The sequence below is a fragment of the Paraburkholderia sp. genome, from assembly GCF_036488795.1.
Lineage (GTDB): Bacteria > Pseudomonadota > Gammaproteobacteria > Burkholderiales > Burkholderiaceae > Paraburkholderia.
In genome coordinates, this window is sequence record NZ_DASXHA010000148.1 from 1 (window position 1) to 16,501 (window position 16,501).

General features: G+C 62.7%; 16 protein-coding genes. 1 reads left to right on the forward strand and 15 read right to left on the reverse strand.

Going from position 1 to position 16,501, the window contains the following annotated elements; translation table 11 throughout:
- From VGH41_RS21780 to ndk, 15 genes are all read right to left on the reverse strand, one after another.
- Positions 1-194, reverse strand: a 194-nt coding sequence (locus VGH41_RS21780) for an adenylosuccinate synthetase (protein WP_331599657.1), incomplete at its 3' end; no start/stop codon positions are given.
- A 153-nt stretch (positions 195-347) separates the two neighbouring features.
- Positions 348-1,508, reverse strand: coding sequence for an ATP phosphoribosyltransferase regulatory subunit (locus VGH41_RS21785; protein WP_331599658.1), 1,161 nt, complete (start codon positions 1,506-1,508; stop codon positions 348-350).
- 210 nt (positions 1,509-1,718) lie between these two features.
- Positions 1,719-1,910 (reverse strand): DUF2065 domain-containing protein, encoded by a 192-nt coding sequence (locus VGH41_RS21790; protein ID WP_331599659.1) that lies wholly within the window; start codon positions 1,908-1,910, stop codon positions 1,719-1,721.
- Positions 1,911-1,954: 44 nt separating this feature from the next.
- Positions 1,955-2,857, reverse strand: a complete 903-nt coding sequence (locus tag VGH41_RS21795) for a protease modulator HflC (protein WP_331599661.1) — start codon at positions 2,855-2,857, stop codon at positions 1,955-1,957.
- 11 nt (positions 2,858-2,868) lie between these two features.
- Positions 2,869-4,254: an FtsH protease activity modulator HflK gene (hflK, locus tag VGH41_RS21800; protein WP_331599662.1), complete on the reverse strand. Its 1,386-nt coding sequence runs from the start codon at positions 4,252-4,254 to the stop codon at positions 2,869-2,871.
- A 50-nt stretch (positions 4,255-4,304) separates the two neighbouring features.
- A complete protein-coding gene (hflX, locus tag VGH41_RS21805) occupies positions 4,305-5,495 on the reverse strand; it encodes a GTPase HflX (protein WP_331599663.1) in 1,191 nt (396 codons plus the stop codon).
- 58 nt (positions 5,496-5,553) lie between these two features.
- A complete protein-coding gene (hfq, locus tag VGH41_RS21810; protein ID WP_006051315.1) occupies positions 5,554-5,790 on the reverse strand; it encodes an RNA chaperone Hfq in 237 nt (78 codons plus the stop codon).
- Positions 5,791-5,932: 142 nt separating this feature from the next.
- Positions 5,933-7,270: a ribosome biogenesis GTPase Der gene (der, locus tag VGH41_RS21815; RefSeq protein WP_331599665.1), complete on the reverse strand. Its 1,338-nt coding sequence runs from the start codon at positions 7,268-7,270 to the stop codon at positions 5,933-5,935.
- A 462-nt stretch (positions 7,271-7,732) separates the two neighbouring features.
- Positions 7,733-8,878 (reverse strand): outer membrane protein assembly factor BamB, encoded by a 1,146-nt coding sequence (gene bamB / locus VGH41_RS21820; protein WP_331599666.1) that lies wholly within the window; start codon positions 8,876-8,878, stop codon positions 7,733-7,735.
- Positions 8,879-8,940: 62 nt separating this feature from the next.
- Positions 8,941-9,570: a tetratricopeptide repeat protein gene (locus tag VGH41_RS21825; protein WP_331599667.1), complete on the reverse strand. Its 630-nt coding sequence runs from the start codon at positions 9,568-9,570 to the stop codon at positions 8,941-8,943.
- A 66-nt stretch (positions 9,571-9,636) separates the two neighbouring features.
- Positions 9,637-10,977, reverse strand: a complete 1,341-nt coding sequence (hisS, locus tag VGH41_RS21830; protein ID WP_331599668.1) for a histidine--tRNA ligase — start codon at positions 10,975-10,977, stop codon at positions 9,637-9,639.
- Positions 10,978-10,997: 20 nt separating this feature from the next.
- Positions 10,998-12,314 carry a flavodoxin-dependent (E)-4-hydroxy-3-methylbut-2-enyl-diphosphate synthase gene (gene ispG / locus VGH41_RS21835; protein ID WP_331599669.1) on the reverse strand — a complete coding sequence of 439 codons (1,317 nt, stop codon included), beginning with the start codon at positions 12,312-12,314 and terminating at the stop codon, positions 10,998-11,000.
- An 82-nt stretch (positions 12,315-12,396) separates the two neighbouring features.
- The gene (locus VGH41_RS21840; protein ID WP_331599670.1) at positions 12,397-13,521 is read right to left on the reverse strand and encodes a helix-turn-helix domain-containing protein; all 1,125 of its coding nucleotides are present in this window, start codon (positions 13,519-13,521) and stop codon (positions 12,397-12,399) included.
- Between the two features lie 254 nt (positions 13,522-13,775).
- Positions 13,776-14,927, reverse strand: coding sequence for a 23S rRNA (adenine(2503)-C(2))-methyltransferase RlmN (rlmN, locus tag VGH41_RS21845; RefSeq protein WP_331599671.1), 1,152 nt, complete (start codon positions 14,925-14,927; stop codon positions 13,776-13,778).
- Positions 14,928-15,038: 111 nt separating this feature from the next.
- Positions 15,039-15,464, reverse strand: coding sequence for a nucleoside-diphosphate kinase (gene ndk, locus VGH41_RS21850; RefSeq protein WP_144112608.1), 426 nt, complete (start codon positions 15,462-15,464; stop codon positions 15,039-15,041).
- Between the two features lie 266 nt (positions 15,465-15,730).
- On the opposite strand from ndk, the gene VGH41_RS21855 reads away from it, so the two are divergent.
- A complete protein-coding gene (locus VGH41_RS21855; RefSeq protein ID WP_331599672.1) occupies positions 15,731-16,429 on the forward strand; it encodes a Bax inhibitor-1/YccA family protein in 699 nt (232 codons plus the stop codon).
- Positions 16,430-16,501 lie beyond the last annotated feature (72 nt).

Here is a 16,501-nt window from a genome sequence, read left to right on the forward strand (position 1 = left end):
ATCAGACGCAAGATGGTTTTCTTGCCGCCGATGATAAGCGTGTGACCGGCATTGTGACCGCCCTGGAAGCGAACGACGCCTTGAGCGTGGTCCGTCAGCCAGTCGACGATCTTGCCCTTGCCTTCATCACCCCACTGGGTCCCCACGACGACGACGTTACGTCCGGGGTTCACATTCACTGCGCTGGCAGACATGTTGTTTCGTATGCTGGTTAAAAACGTATTCTACCTATCTTCGCGGAAGCTTCCGAATTTTTCCGTTTCCGCTCAACGGTATGCACGTCATTCTGGGTCTATCGACGGGATGCGGCCTGTCGCCGCATCGATCCTTGTATGCTGGCTAAACCTTCATTTGCTCTCGGTGATGGGTTCCACGACCCACGCGCCGTTTCGCTCGACCAGCACGCGGTCGCAAGCAAACTCATCGAGCGCGTGATCGTGGCCCGGCAAAGCCTGAATCACCACTTCGCCGGCATCGCGCAACGCGGCCACGCTGGCGCGCAGCGCGTCATCGTGCTGCCACGGCGCGAGAATCGCGCTGCTGCGCGCCTCGACCGGCGAAATCCGCGCCACTTCACGCAAATCAAGCGAAAAGCCGGTAGCTGCGCGGGCCCGGCCGTAGGCCTGACCCACGTGGTCGTAACGGCCGCCACGCGCAACCGCATTCGGCACGCCGTCCACATACGCCGAGAACATCACGCCGCTGTGATAGGCGTAGCCGCGCAAATCGGCCAGATCGATCATCACTTCGGCGCCTTCCACCTGGCTTGCGAGGAAAGCCAGATCGTCGAGTGCCCGGGCAATCTCCGGCGTGGCCGGCAGCCTGGAACGCGCTTCGTCGAGCACCGAGGCATCGCCGTAAAGCGTAGGCAGCGCGCGCAGCGCGTCGCGGATCACCGGCGTCAGATTGACGGTCAGTTCCTCGAGACGCGGCACGTCTTTACCGGCCAGCGCGTCGTATAACGACTGGCCCAGTTCCGCCGCTGCCGGTTCCGCCTCGATCAGCGCCGCCAGCACGCCCGCATGGCACAGGTCGAGACGAACCTTCGAGAGCCCGGCCAGACGCAGCGCGTCGAGCATCAGTTGCTGGATTTCGTGGTCCGCTTCGAGACCGGCATGACCGTAGATTTCTGCGCCGATCTGGATCTGCTCGCGCGTCGCATGCAAGCCGCGCGGACGCGTGTGCGCCACATTGCCGGCGTAGCACAGACGCGTCACGCCCTGACGGTTCAACAGATGAGCGTCGATGCGCGCGACCTGCGGCGTGATATCGGCACGCAGGCCGAGCGTGCGGCCCGACAGTTGGTCGACCAGTTTGAAAGTTCGCAGATTGAGATCGTGGCCGCCGCCCGTCAGCAGCGACTCCAGATATTCGATCAGCGGCGGCATGACCATTTCGTAGCCGTACGCGCGGAAGCGGTCCAGCAGATGACGCCGCAGTTCTTCAATCTTGCGGGCTTCCGACGGCAACACGTCGGCAATATTCTCGGGAAGTAACCAGGTCGACATCGATACAGTCCTACGGCGTTGAACCCGGCGCCTGGGCGCGCCGGTAAATAAGAATGGATGGCAGGCAGGGCTTCAGGCCCGCCGCCCGGGCGTGGTGCCCTCAGCGCGCCATCGCGCGCACCCGCGCACGCCGTCAGGCCGCTGCGCGCGCCGGGATCGAAGCGCCCGCCCCTGACAACGCAGGCGACGCGCTCCCGCCAGGCCCGCGCTTCAGGTTGCGATCAGCAACAGTATCAGCCCGAGCGCCATCACGATCAGACCGCCAATGCGAATCTGGTGCGGCGGCCGCTCCGCTATTCTACGAAACGTGTCACGCCACGCGCTGGGAAAAACGAAGGGGAACATCCCTTCGATGATCAGCATCAGGGCGATCGCGAGCAATAACGAACCGGCTATATCCATGCGAGTGAGGGTGCCGCGATACGAGTGCCGCGGCGCTCCGGTAATCAGTGTTTGCGCGGTGCCGCGGCGGCGTCCGGCGACATCTCGCCGGCCGGACTACGCATGAAGCGGAAAAACTCGCTGCTCGAATCGACCACGATCACGTCGTTCGGCTTGAAGATGTTCCGGTACGCCAGCATGCTCTGGTAGAACTGATAGAACTGGGGGTCGCGACTGTACTCGTCTGCAGCGATCGACGCCGCCTTGCCGTCGCCCTCGCCCTTGATGGTCTGCGCCTGCAGATTCGCATCCGCGAGCACGGCCTGTTGCTGCCGCAGCGCATCCGCCTTGATCTCGTCCGCTTCAGCCGCACCCTTGGCGCGCTCGTCAGCAGCAGCCTGCTCGCGCGCCGCGGTCATCCGCTTGTAGACGGAGTCCGCCATGGCTGCGGGGAAATCGACCCGGGACAACTGAATGTCGATCACGTCCACACCGAGCGAAGCCGCCGCAGCCGCCATGGCATTACGCGCCTCGTCTGCGATGGCGAGCTGTCTGGCCAATGCATCGGTCAGCGTCTGTTTGGCAAACGCGTCGCCGAGCGCGCTGCGCGTGAGCAGGGCCAGCCGGTCCGGCAGCGTTTGCTCGTCGCCCTTGGTTTGCGCGAACAGCTTGAGCGCGTCCGTGACGCGGTACTTGACCACCGGATTGACCAGCAGGTCGGTTTTGTCAGACGTAACGTAGCGATCTTCGTCGGGCGCATCCAGCGTCTGGATACGGCTGTCGACGAACATCACGCTTTGCAGCGGGGGCGGCAGTTTCACGTGCAGGCCGGGACCGAGCAACGTGGGCGCGGCGTCGCCGCGTGCGGACAGGACCGCCACATGTCGTTGATCGACCACGAACACCATCGACGACGCGGCAAACAGCACGATCACGATGACAACGACGAGCGCAATGATTCGATTCATGTTCGCCCTCCTCATTGAACGTCGTCTTCGCGGCCGCGATTGCGGAACGCGTCGCGCGAACGCAGCGAGTCGCTGGCGGAATCGGCGTCGCTTGCCGGTGCCGTAGCGGCCGGGGCGGACACTGCAGCAGGCGCGGACACGCCGCTGGCCGCTTGCGGCGCCACGACAGCAGCGGGGGGCGTAGCCGCGGCGGCGGCCGAAGGCCCGCTCGCCGCTGCGGCCTCGGCTGCACGCTGGCGGGTGGCGTCGACCAGCTTGTCGAGCGGCAGATACGTCACGTTGTTGCCCGATTTGCTGTCCACAAACACCGTCGTCGAATTTGAATAGATATGCTGCATGGTGTCCAGATACATGCGCTCACGGATCACCGCGGGCGCCTTGGAATACTGGTCGTAGACCTGCTTGAAGCGCTCGGCGTCGCCTTGCGCCTGCGCCACCACCCGGTCGCTGTAGGTCCTGGCGTCGTCCACGATACGCGCCGCATCGGCCTTGGCGTGCGGCAGCAGGTCGTTGGCATACGCCTGCGCGTCGGCCTTCGCGCGCTCACGGTCCTGATGCGCCTTGGCAGCGTCGTCGAAGGCGGCTTGTACCTGTTCGGGCGCCTGGACACCTTGCATGGTCACGCCGGTGACGACGAGACCCGTTTGCGATTCGTCCAGGGAATGCTGGATCGCGTCGCTCAGCTGCAGGCGAATTGTTTCGCGATCCTGATAGAGAATGTCGTCGGTGCTGCGCGCGCCGACGATGCTACGCACCGCGGCTTGCGCCGCCAGCGTCACGCTCTGATCCGGATCCGCGCTGCGGAACAGATAGTCGGTCGGGTTGCGCACCTGGTATTGCACGGCAAAGCGCACGTCGACGATGTCGCCGTTACGCGTGAGCATCGAGGCGTCCTTGACGTTCGCAAGACGCACGACGCTATTGCGGCCGATTTCGACCGACCGCACTTCGCCGACATTCACCAGTTCCTGGGCTTCAAACGGATACGGCAGGCGCCAGTGCACACCCTGACCCGCGGTGTAGCGATACTTGCCGAATTGCGTGACGACACCGGCCTGACCGTCCTGCACGACGAACACGCCGCTGCCCAGATAGATGGCGATCAGCACACCAATGACGATACCCACGCCGATGCGCGCACCGCGACCGTTGTCCGGACGGCCCGGACCGCCGCCCATGCCGCGGCGGCCGAACACGCTGCTCAGGCGGCGATTGAAGTCGCGCCACATCTCGTCGAGATCGGGCGGACCTTCGCCGTCCTTGCCAGGTTGCGGACGCTTGGGCTCGTTCGGCCGTTGCCGGTCGCCATTGCCCTCGCCCCGGCCCCAGCGCGGATCGTTCATCGAAAGAATGGCGCGCAGGCGCAGCCAGATACTCCGCTCGTTGTAATCGTTCACCTGTGTTCGTTCACCAGAGTAGACAGCGGGTCAGTGCAATTTGGAACGGGTCAGTGCCCGAGTTCTGGGACCTTGCGGTCGTCGCGTGGTTCTGCAAGCCGGTGGTCTTCTTCCGGCCTGACACGCTGCTCGTCGGATAGAGGTTCGGCAGCCGCGATTTCGGCGATGGCAGCGCGCAGCGTATCAAGCCCCTGTCCGGTGCGCGCGCTCAAAAAGACGCGCGAAATATTACCATACTCATCCCGCTCGACCGCGTCGCCACGGGCCGCCAGCTCTGGCACCGCGTCGATCTTGTTGAATACCAGCACCTGGCGGATCGTGTCCGCACCGATTTCGTGCAGCACCTCGTTGACCTGATCGATCTGATCCAGACGCACGGCGCTCGACGCGTCGACCACATGCAGCAGCAGATCCGCGTGAATGGTTTCTTCGAGTGTGGCGCGGAAGGCGGCCACCAGCTGGTGAGGCAGTTCGCGAATGAATCCGACCGTGTCGGACACCACGACCTGCCCGACTTCGTCGCCCAGATAAACGCGCCGCGAAGTGGTGTCGAGCGTGGCGAACAACTGGTCCGCCGCATACGCCTGCGCTTTCGTCAGCGCATTGAAGAGCGTGGATTTACCGGCGTTCGTATAGCCGACCAGCGACACCGACATCGTGCGGTTGCGTTCCCGCGCGCGCCGTTGCGTGCCGTGCTGCCGGCGCAGCTTTTCGAGCCGCGTCTTGAGCGCCTTGATGCGCTCGCCGATCAAACGGCGGTCGGTTTCGAGCTGCGTTTCGCCAGGCCCGCGCAAACCGATACCGCCTTTTTGCCGTTCCAGGTGGGTCCATGCGCGGATTAGCCGCGTGGATAGATACTGCAATTGCGCGAGTTCGACCTGCAGCTTGCCTTCGTGGCTGCGGGCGCGTTGCGCAAAAATATCGAGGATCAGACTCGTGCGATCGATCACGCGCCTGTTAAGTGCTTGCTCCAGATTGCGCTGTTGCGCAGGCGCCAGAGCATGATTGAAGATGACGATTTCGATCTCGTTCGCCTCGCATGCGAGACGCAGCTCTTCGGCCTTGCCGCTGCCGACAAACATCTTGGCATCGGGACTGGACCGGCGACCGGTGAGGGTAACGAGGGGATTCGCGCCCGCGCTTTGCGCGAGCAGGCTGAGTTCTTCGAGACTGGCTTCGAAATCGATCTTACCGAAGTCGATGCCGACAAGCGCTGCGTTGATCAAATTGGAGGGTATCAAAGTGAAGCGGCCGGGAGAGATCGCCGACGGGCGACGCTAAGCCGGCCGCGACGAGAGGTTAGGACTGTTCGGAATCCGGGTGGAAATTCACTGGACGGGCAGGCACCACAGTCGAAATTGCGTGCTTGTAGACCATCTGGGTGACCGTATTCCGGAGCAACACGACGTACTGGTCGAACGATTCGATGTTCCCTTGAAGCTTGATGCCGTTGACCAGGTAGATCGACACCGGCACGTGCTCTTTACGCAGTGCGTTCAAAAACGGGTCTTGTAACAATTGCCCTTTGTTGCTCATAGCAAACTCCGTATTTTTTTGCAGGTTGACTAAATTGACGACGAAGAAAAAGAAATCCGCCGTCAACCGCTACACTATAGCCGATTTTCGTTTTTGCGCGAGCGGCCTGGCCATGCGGCCAAACCCAACACACACGCGGGTTTCAGCCTTTGTCCGCGTAAGGGTTCGTGGAGGATCTGAACTCTATGCGCAATGGAGTCCCGGTCAGCCCGAAAGTTTCCCTGAAGCGGTTTTCGAGGTAGCGTTTGTAGGTTTCCGTGATCGCGTCGAGCGCGTTGCCGTGGATCACGATGATCGGTGGGTTCTGCCCTCCCTGATGCGCGTAGCGCAGTTTCGGGCGCACCGGACCACGGCGGCGCGGCTGCTGGAATTCGACTGCATCGATCAGTGCACGCGTGAGCTTCGGCGTCGGAAGCTTGGACATCGCAGCAGCGTACGCGTCGTCAACCGAGCGCATCAGCGCCCCGATTCCCGTCTTCTCCGCTGCCGAAATAAAGTGAAATTTGGCGAAGTCGAGGAATTTTAGTTTGCGCTGCAAGTCGGCTTTTGTGCGCTCGCGCACATGCGGGTCGAGCCCGTCCCATTTGTTTACGCCAACAACTAGCGCGCGGCCCTGTTCGACCACGAATCCGGCAATGTGTGCGTCCTGATCCGAAATATCCTGACGGGCATCGAGCAGCAGGATGACCACGTTCGCGTCCGAGATCGACTGCAGCGTCTTCACCACCGAAAATTTCTCGATCGCTTCGAACACCTTGCCGCGCCGGCGCAGGCCGGCCGTGTCGATCAGCGTGTACGGCTTGCCCTGCCGTTCGAAGTCGACATAGATCGAATCGCGCGTGGTGCCGGGCATGTCGAACGCGATCACGCGCTCTTCGCCCACCAGCGCGTTGATCAGCGTGGACTTGCCGACATTCGGGCGGCCGACGATGGCGATCTTGATGCCGCGCGTGTCCTTGTCCTCTTCGCTCTCTTCCGGCTGACCGGCATAGGCCACTTCGAGCGCCTCGTTGATCATTTCCGTGACGCCGTCGCCGTGCGCCGCCGAAATGGCGCGCGGGTCGCCCAGGCCGAGTTCATAGAAGTCAGCCGCCACCGCGCTGTACTTCATCCCTTCGGCCTTGTTGACGACGAGGAAAATCGGCCGGCCGGTCTTGCGCAGATAGTCGGCGATCGACTTGTCCTGGGGAGCGAGACCGTTACGCCCGTCGACGATGAACACGACGATGTCCGACTCCTCCACCGCCTGGCGCGTCTGGCGCGCCATCTCGTGCAGGATGCCGTCCTTGGCGACCGGCTCGAAACCGCCGGTGTCGACGACCAGATACGGCCGTTCGCCGGTGCGCCCTTCGCCGTAGTGACGATCCCGCGTCAGGCCTGGCAGGTCGGCAACGAGGGCATCACGCGAGCGCGTGAGGCGGTTGAATAGCGTGGATTTCCCCACATTGGGGCGCCCCACAAGGGCAATTACGGGTTTCATCAGATGTTGTTCACGGTGAAACGCGGAGTCGAGATCGACCACCCGCGCGCGACGCCATGCGGCCGCGTCGCGGCTGCGTTTGACGCAAATTATCACGAATTCGGCCGGCCCCGGCTACGCTGCAAGTATGCGCATTCAGGCGGACGTTGAGTTGGCTGTATGGGCGGCGCAGGTGTGCCGCCGGGTTTCAATGTCGCGGGAACTCCCGCTTCAGCGCCCGCGGCATGCAGATGCCGCCAGACCGGACGGCGACGCGGACCGTCTCGGGTTCAATTGCCGGACCAGCCGGGCCGGCAATTCCTGTTTCTGTTTCTACTTGATGCTGCTCGATGTGTCATTCATTGCCCAGCGCGATTCCGCGTGGGCTTCGCGGCGCCGCTCTGAAACGGGCGCTGCGGCAAAAACGCGCGCGGCCGGCTGAGCCGGCCTGCGCGCTTCGAGGCGTGAGCCTCTCGCAAAAACTTAGCGCGGGCGGAAACCGTACAGGCCGCCGTCGTGCGTCTGCACCACCAGCGTGTCGCCTGCCAGCACCGGCGCAGCAGTGATGGCGCTGCCGTCGGTCGGCATCCGCGCGACGAACGAGCCGTCCTCACGCGAAAGGAAATGCACGAAACCCTGGTAGTCGCCCAGCACGGCAGCGTGACCCAACAGGTACGGCACGCTGAGCTGACGGTTCTTCAGCTTTTCGTTGGTCCAGAGCTGGTTGCCGTTGTTGGCGTCAAACGCGTTCACGATCGACCAGTCGTCGGCCGCGACCACCGTGTTTTCGTCCTGCGCAAGGCCCGTCGTGCTCGAGAAGGTCTTTTCCCAGACCGGACGCCCCGAGTTCGCATCGAAACAGCCAAGCTGCCCCTGGAACGTCACCGCGCAGGTTTGCGCGCCGACCAGCGTGGGCGGCCCCGTCACGTCGTTGATACGCTCGACTTCGGTCACACCCTTCGGATACGACACCGGCGTTTCCCAAAAGCTGTCGCCCGTCTGCACGTTGATGGCTGCGAACGAGCCGCCCGGGAAGCCTGCGAGCACCGCTGCGTCGCCGGCGAACGTCATGCCCGACGAAACACGCAGGTTCAACGGCACAGCGCGATTGCGATATACCCATTTCTGCTCGCCGGTTTGCGCGTTGAACGCGGTGATCTGACCATCCACCGTCCGTACGATCACAAAGCCGTTACCCACCAGCGGCGGCGAAATGATTTCGCCAGGCGCCGTATTCTTCCACAGCAGCTTGCCGTCCTGGTCGAGCACGTAGACTTCGCCCTTGAGCGCGCCCACGGCGGTCAGCGTACCGTCGCTGCCGACGCCGGCGGAAAGGTCGCTGCCAACCTTGACGCGCCACACATCCTTGCCGGTTTGCGCGTCGATCTTGGCGACTGAGCCGTTCGTGCCTGCCGCATACACCATGTTACCGACCGCCACCGGCGAAAACAGGTAACGCCCTGCCTTACCGACGCTGGACTTCCAGGCCTGCTGCACATTGAGCACGGGTTTGAACTCGGTGAGCGGCGTCGGCTCGCGGCGCTCGTCCTTCGTGGATGAGCAAGCCGTGATCAGGAGCACGGTCATCGCACAGGCAACGGGCACAGCGTAGCGTTTCAGCAGATTCATCGGTTGACGTTGCAGTTAGGGAGATTAATCAAATGAGACTGGTTGAGCGTCGCGTGCGACACTCAACCGCCCAGCGCGTCCAGCTTGAACTGGATCAGTTGACGCGCGGATGCGTCGTTCTTCGACAGCGAGTCGAGTGCGAGCTTGTAAGCGGCACGGGCGTCGTCGCGCTTGCCCTCGGCCGCGAGCAGATCGCCACGACCGTTAGCGACCAGGCCCTTGAAAGCGTCCGATTGCGGTTCGCCCAGGAGTGCCAGCCCCTGCTCGTAAGCCTTGTCGTCGAGCAGCAGGGAAGCGAGGCGCAGCCTGGCGATCTGCTTGAACTCGTCGTCCTTCGCGTGATCGATGGTCCATTGCAGTTGAGCCTTGGCGCCCGCTTCGTCGCCGGCCGCATACAGCGCCTTCGCCGTGGAAAGCGCCGTCATCTGCGCATACGCCGTGCCGCTGAACTTGTCTTCCATGTCGGCAGCGACGCGGCTGATCTTCGCCTTGTCGCCCGCGGCCACGGCCTGCTGCACCTGGTCATACAGCACCGCAGCCTCAGCCGCCTGATGCCGTTGCCAGTAGTTCCAGCCGTTCCAGCCCGCTGATGCGATCAGCGCCACCAGCACGATCCACGTGGTCGCGTTGCCCCACTGCGCCCACCATGCCTTCAGACCTTCGATTGATTCTTGTTCGTCGTGGTAACTCATCGCCCGGCGATTCCTTCTCTTTTATTACCTTGTATGTGTCGAACCGCATGGCCGACGACATCGCGCTCAGTCGTCGCCGTCTTCGGCGGATGCAACCATCGCATTGATTAGAAATTCGGTCAAGTCTTCAGCCGGGACGTTTTGTTGCTCGCTTTTACCGCCATTCTGGCTGGTATCGCGCAGCGGTTTCACGCCCACCGTACCGTTGGCAATCTCGTCTTCGCCGAGGATGACCGCGAAGGCCGCGCCGCTCGTGTCGGCACGCTTCATTTGCGACTTGAAACTGGCCGTCTGGCCATCCGGGCTGCAATGCAGGATCACGTCGAGGCCGGTATCGCGCAACCGCTCGGCAATGATGAAAGCCTGCTCGCGTGCCGCGTCGCCCTGGTGGACCACGTAGACGTCACAGCCCTCGTCTTCCGGTACGAGGTTCTCTTCCTTCAGCAATTCGAGAATGCGCTCGATGCCCATCGCCCAGCCGCACGCTGCCGTCGGCTTGCCGCCCAGCTGTTCGATCAGCGGATCATAACGGCCACCCGCGGCCACGGTTCCCTGTGCGCCGAGCTTGTCCGTCACCCATTCGAACACGGTTTGATTGTAGTAATCGAGACCACGCACGAGACGCGGATTGATCGTGAACGGCATGTTGTTCGCCTTCAGGAGGCGTTGCAGCCCGTCGAAGTGCGCGCGCGATGCGTCGCCCAGGAAGTCGATCAGCTTCGGCGCGTTCTGCGCGATTTCCTGCAGCGCCGGGTTCTTCGTATCCAGCACGCGCAGCGGATTCGTGTAGAGGCGGCGTTTGGCGTCTTCGTCGAGCACGTCCATGTGCTTTTCGAGGTACGCAATCAGCTCGACCCGGTGAGCTGCGCGCTCTTCCGCGAGGCCCAGCGAATTGATTTCCAGCCGGATACCGGTCAGCCCCAGGTCGTCCCACAGACGCTGGCACATCATGATGATTTCGGCGTCCGTGTCCGGGCCGGCAAAACCGAGCGCTTCCACGCCGACCTGATGGAACTGGCGATAACGGCCGCGCTGCGGACGCTCGTGACGGAACATCGGACCGATGTACCACAGACGCTTCGGACCGTCGTACAACATGTTGTGCTCGATCGAAGCACGCACGACTGCGGCGGTGTTTTCCGGGCGCATGGTCAGATTTTCACCGTTCAGCGCGTCGGTGAAGCTGTACATCTCCTTCTCGACGATGTCCGTGACTTCTCCGATCCCGCGTGTGAACAGTTGCGTATGCTCGACGATCGGTGTGCGAATGTTTTGATATCCGTACGCGCGGAGCAACGACTTGACGGTCGTTTCGAAAAACTCCCACAGTCCTGCTTCCTGCGGGAGGATGTCGTTCATGCCCTTCACACCGGACAATTTCTCGAGCTTTTTCTTCTGTTCAGTCATCTGTGTTCGCTTGATACTTCTCAGTTGAGCACCGTCGCGCGACCATAGGTGCGTTCGACGTAATCGCTCACGATTTGCTGGAATTCCTGGGCAATGTTCTCGCCGCGCAGTGTCTTGACCTTCTCGCCGTCAATGAACACGGGCGCCGCCGGATTCTCGCCCGAGCCCGGCAAGCTGATGCCGATATTGGCCTGCTTCGACTCGCCCGGGCCGTTGACGATGCAACCCATCACCGCGACGTGCATCTTTTCGACGCCGGGATACAGGTCGCGCCACACCGGCATCTGCGTGCGCAGATAGGTCTGGATTTGCGACGCCAGTTCCTGGAACAGCGTGCTGGTGGTACGGCCGCAACCCGGGCACGCAATCACCATGGGCGTGAACGAACGCAGACCCATGGTCTGGAGGATTTCCTGACCGACGATCACTTCGCCGGTGCGCGAAGCGCCCGGTTCCGGCGTCAGCGAAATACGGATCGTGTCGCCGATACCCTGCTGCAGCAGCACCGACAACGCCGCCGTGGACGCCACGATTCCCTTCGAGCCCATCCCGGCTTCGGTCAGACCGAGGTGCAGTGCGAATTCGCAACGGCGCGCGAGTTCGCGGTACACGGCGATCAGGTCCTGCACGCCGCTGACCTTGCACGACAGAATGATCTTGTTGCGCGACAGGCCCAGTTCCACCGCGCGTTCGGCCGAGCCGATGGCCGACTGGATCAGCGCTTCGTACATGACGCTCTGGGCTTCCCAGGGCGTGGCTCGCGCGGCGTTTTCGTCCATCATTCTGGCGAGCAGGTCCTGGTCGAGACTGCCCCAGTTCACACCGATCCGCACCGGCTTGTCGTACTGGATGGCGGCTTCGATCATCTGCGCGAATTGGGTGTCGCGCTTTGCGCCGTGTCCGACGTTACCCGGGTTGATCCGATACTTCGACAGCGCTTCCGCGCACGCGGGGTAGTCGCGCAGCAGCAGATGGCCGTTGTAGTGGAAGTCGCCCACGAGCGGCACCGTCACGCCCATCCGGTCGAGCTGCTCGCGCACAGCCGGCACGGCTGCGGCCGCTTCCGGCGTGTTCACCGTGATGCGCACCAGTTCCGAACCGGCCTGTGCCAGTTCCTTGATCTGGATCGCCGTGCCGATCGGGTCCGCGGTATCGGTGTTGGTCATGGACTGCACGCGCACCGGCGCGTCGCCGCCGACCGTCACGAGCTGCCCGCCCCAACGGATATCGACCGCGTGCGACTTACGACGCGGAGCATGTCCGCCGAAAACCGGCTCGGTCGAACTAATCTGACTGCTGCTTTGGGATTGAGCTTCGGAGTGCATCGAAAAACCCATTTACGCCGCATGCGCTACGCACTGCGCATGCCGGATGAATTGAAAAAGCGCCGCGGTCGAAAGTGCCGCGACGCATACCGTATCAAGGCAGCGTCAAGCGCGCCACATTGCCCTTGGCGGACGAATATTTCGACGGGTCGACCGGCTGGCCGTCAAGCGTCATAGATTCGAGGCCAGCCCTGTTGCCCACCGTGACCTTGAATGGCGCCGTGCCGGAAACTTCTTTCGTGTCGCCTGCATGGAGGAGACCCGAGAACAGCTCCTTGCCGTCGCCCTGCCGCACACTGAACCAGCTGTCCTGCGTGACGCGAATTGCCACGATCGCCGTACCCGCCGTTGCTGCCGTTGCGTCGGAGGCGCCAGTTGCCGCCACCGCCGGTGCGCTGGCTGCAGGCGCCGCCTTCGCCGTGGTCTGAGACGCCGCCTTTGCCGCCACCGCGGGGGCCGCGGAGGCAGGCGCGGCTGCCATCGGCAGTGGTGCGGGCAGCGGCGTGGCCGACGCAGCGTTATCCGCGCCTGCCTGGCCTTCGTCCGGCGCCGATGCCGCAGGCGCCGCTTCGTCCGCGGTCGCGTCCGAACCGGCCGTTTGATCTTGCGCCACCACGCCCGACGCGCCGTTCGCGTTGCCAGCCGCGCTGTTCGCGCTATTCGCACTGTTCCGCAGGCGTGCGAGCCACGCCGACGAGTCGCCGCCGTTCGTGTGCCACATGGCCAGCGCGATCACCGCGACGACCAGCGCCGCGATACCCCACAGCCATGAGCGATGCTTCTGACCGCTGCCGCCGAGCGACAGTGAGACGCGCCCGCGTGGCAAATCCTTGCCCGACGACGCGGGCATCGACAGGTCGGGCGCCGCGACGCCCTTCTCGCGGCGCAGTGCCTGCGTAAAGGGCGCCGGATCCGCGCCGAGCATCTTGGCGTAGCTGCGCACCACGCCAAGCGCAAACGTTGTGTCGGGCAAATGGCTGATGTCGCCCGCTTCGAGCGCGCGCAGCTTCGCGGACGACACCTTCAGACGGGCAGACACATCGTCGATAGACCAGTTTTTCGACTCACGGAGTTGCGTCAGTCGTGCCCCTACCGCCATCAGCGAGTCCAACCCCGTCTGTACAGGGGGCTGCACGGCCGCAGCCCGTGCGCCAGTGAGCGCCGGTTGGGTTGCGTCGGTCCCTGTGTCCTGCGGGTGCGGGTGCTGCGGCTCACTCATCCCAAATCCTTTCGCGTCGATTCTTTTTCACTCGTGCAAACCAGCCGGGCAGAATGCCTCAGGTCCGGTTCGCAGACCGTTTATAACAAAATGCGCGGCCTTATGTGCCGCTTCCGATCGCTTCTGCAAACTTTCTTTTCAACACCGTGAATCAACATCCGCGAGTTGCGCGGACATGGCGGCAGGTTTTTGACGTTTCGCGCTGTCGCGATCCGCTCTCCCCGCTGCCGCACGCACACGGCATTGCCTACCGGTTACACCGGCCGCACTTCAATAACCCTGGCCATCTTGCCGCTACGCTCTGCGAGACGGGTCCGGTCCTTCACCGCGCCCGCAAGCTGGCCGCACGCCGCGTCGATGTCGTCGCCGCGGGTCTTGCGCACCGTGGTGACGACGCCTGCGTCCATCAGCACCTGCGCAAACCGCCTGATCTGCTCGTTCTTCGAGCGGATCAGGCCCGATTCCGGGAACGGATTGAACGGAATCAGGTTGAACTTGCACGGCACGTCGCGCGTCAAGGCGAGCAGTTCACGCGCCTGCGCTTCGCTGTCGTTCACGCCGTCGAGCATGCAGTATTCAAACGTAATGAAATCGCGCGGCGCGACTTTCAGATAGCGCTGGCAAGCCGCCATCAGTTCGCGCAGCGGATACTTCTTGTTGAGCGGCACCAGCATGTCGCGCAACGGATCGCTCGGTGCGTGCAGCGAAACCGCGAGCGCCACCGGCAGATCCGCGCCGAGCCGGTCCATCATGGGCACCACGCCCGAGGTGGACAGCGTGACGCGCCGGCGCGACAGGCCGTACGCGTTGTCGTCGAGCATGAGGCGCATGGCCGGCACGACCGCGTCGTAGTTCAGCAGCGGCTCGCCCATGCCCATCATCACGACGTTCGTGACGACCCGCTCGCCCTTGCCCTCACCCCCTGCCGCACGGCCGCCCGCCGTACCCAGCGAGCTGCGCAGCGCAAATTCGGCCATGCGCAGCTGACCGATGATTTCGGCCGTGGTGAGATTGCGTGAAAAACCCTGCTTGCCGGTCGAACAGAAACGGCAGTTGACCGCACACCCGGCCTGCGACGACACGCACAGCGTGCCGCGCGTTTCTTCCGGGATGAAAACGGTTTCGACTGCGTTGCTATTGCCGACGTCGATCAGCCACTTGCGTGTGCCGTCGGATGAAATGTGATCGCTGACGATGCCTGGCATCGCGATCGTTGCACGACCTTTGAGCTTTTCGCGCAACGACTTCGCCAGATCCGTCATGCCGTCGAAGTCTGCAGCGTTGTACTGGTGAATCCAGCGCTGCAATTGTTTGGCGCGAAACGGCTTCTCGCCCAGGCTGTCGCAGTATGCGACGAGCCCTTGGGCGTCGAGATCGAGAAGGTTGACGGTTGGACTGCTCGTCATATCGAATCCTGCCATTTCAGTGCGAGACTTTCATTCATGCAACAAGCTGCATGAACGCTTGTGCCGTTCGCGCCCGTTCCTGCTGCTTTACCTTACTACTTTGCGAAGTGCCTAGCGCGAGTAAACGTTGACTTGCGGGAAGAAGAACGCGATTTCGACAGCGGCCGTTTCAGCTGCGTCCGAGCCGTGCACGGCGTTGGCGTCGATGCTGTCAGCGAAGTCGGCGCGGATCGTGCCCTTGTCAGCCTTCTTCGGGTCCGTTGCGCCCATCAGTTCACGGTGCTTCAGGATGGCGTTTTCGCCTTCCAGGGCTTGCACGACCACCGGGCCGGAGATCATGAAATCGACCAGGTCCTTGAAGAACGGGCGTGCAGCGTGCACAGCGTAGAACTTCTCTGCGTCAGCGCGCGACAGGTGAACCATGCGCGATGCCACGATCTTCAGACCAGCGTTTTCGAAACGGCTGTAGATCTGCCCGATCACGTTCTTGGCCACTGCGTCCGGCTTGATAATCGACAGGGTGCGTTCGATCGCCATAAAAACTCCAGAAAATTAAGAGGTTACAGATTTAAATGAATCCGCTATTGTAGCATGTTCCGATGTATGATTGCGATTGAACCCTTACAGCATTGAAAGACTCAAAGCAGGAGTCACTTTCTGTAATCAGAACGCGGCGCGGGGCATTGAAACTCCCTGCTCCGGCGCTAATCTTAGGGGTGTACAGATGTAACGGCCGGGAGCGACAATGCCGGTCGGCGCTGCATAACCACGGCGAGTCACTGCGCCTGACGCAAGGAGAAACCATGAACGATCATCCCTATAGCTTCGGCCGCAATGGCGCGGTCACTTCGGCCGAATCCCGCAATCGCGTACTACGCAATACCTACTGGCTGCTCGCGCTGTCCATGGTCCCCACCGTGCTCGGCGCGTGGATCGGCGTGGCAACCGGCTTCTCGCTGTTCGCGGCCACCAGTCCGGCCATGAGCATGCTGGCGTTTTTCGCCATCGCGTTCGGTTTCATGTTCGCGATCCAGCGCACCAAAGACAGTGCGGCCGGCGTGTTCGTGCTGCTCGGCTTCACGTTCTTCATGGGCCTGATGCTCTCGCGCATGTTGAGTTTCATCCTCGGTTTTTCGAACGGGCCGTCGCTCATCATGCTGGCCTTCGGTGGCACGGGTGTGATCTTTGCCGCCATGGCGACCATTGCCACGGTCAGCAAGCGTGATTTTTCAGGCCTCGGCAAGTGGCTGTTCGTCGGCGTGATCGTATTGCTGCTGGCCATGGTGGCGAACATGTTCCTGCACCTGCCGGCGCTGATGCTGACGGTGTCGGTGCTCGCCATCGTGATCTTCTCGGCTTACATGCTGTTCGACGTGCAGCGCGTCGTGAACGGCGGCGAGACGAACTACATCACCGCAACACTCGCCATCTACCTGGACCTGTACAACGTGTTCGTGAACCTGCTGGCACTGCTCGGCATTTTCGGCGGCAACCGCAACTAAAGCGGGTCGCGAAAGCGGCACCGAGCCACGGCTAGTCCGTGGCATCAAACAAAACGCCCATGACGGTTAGCC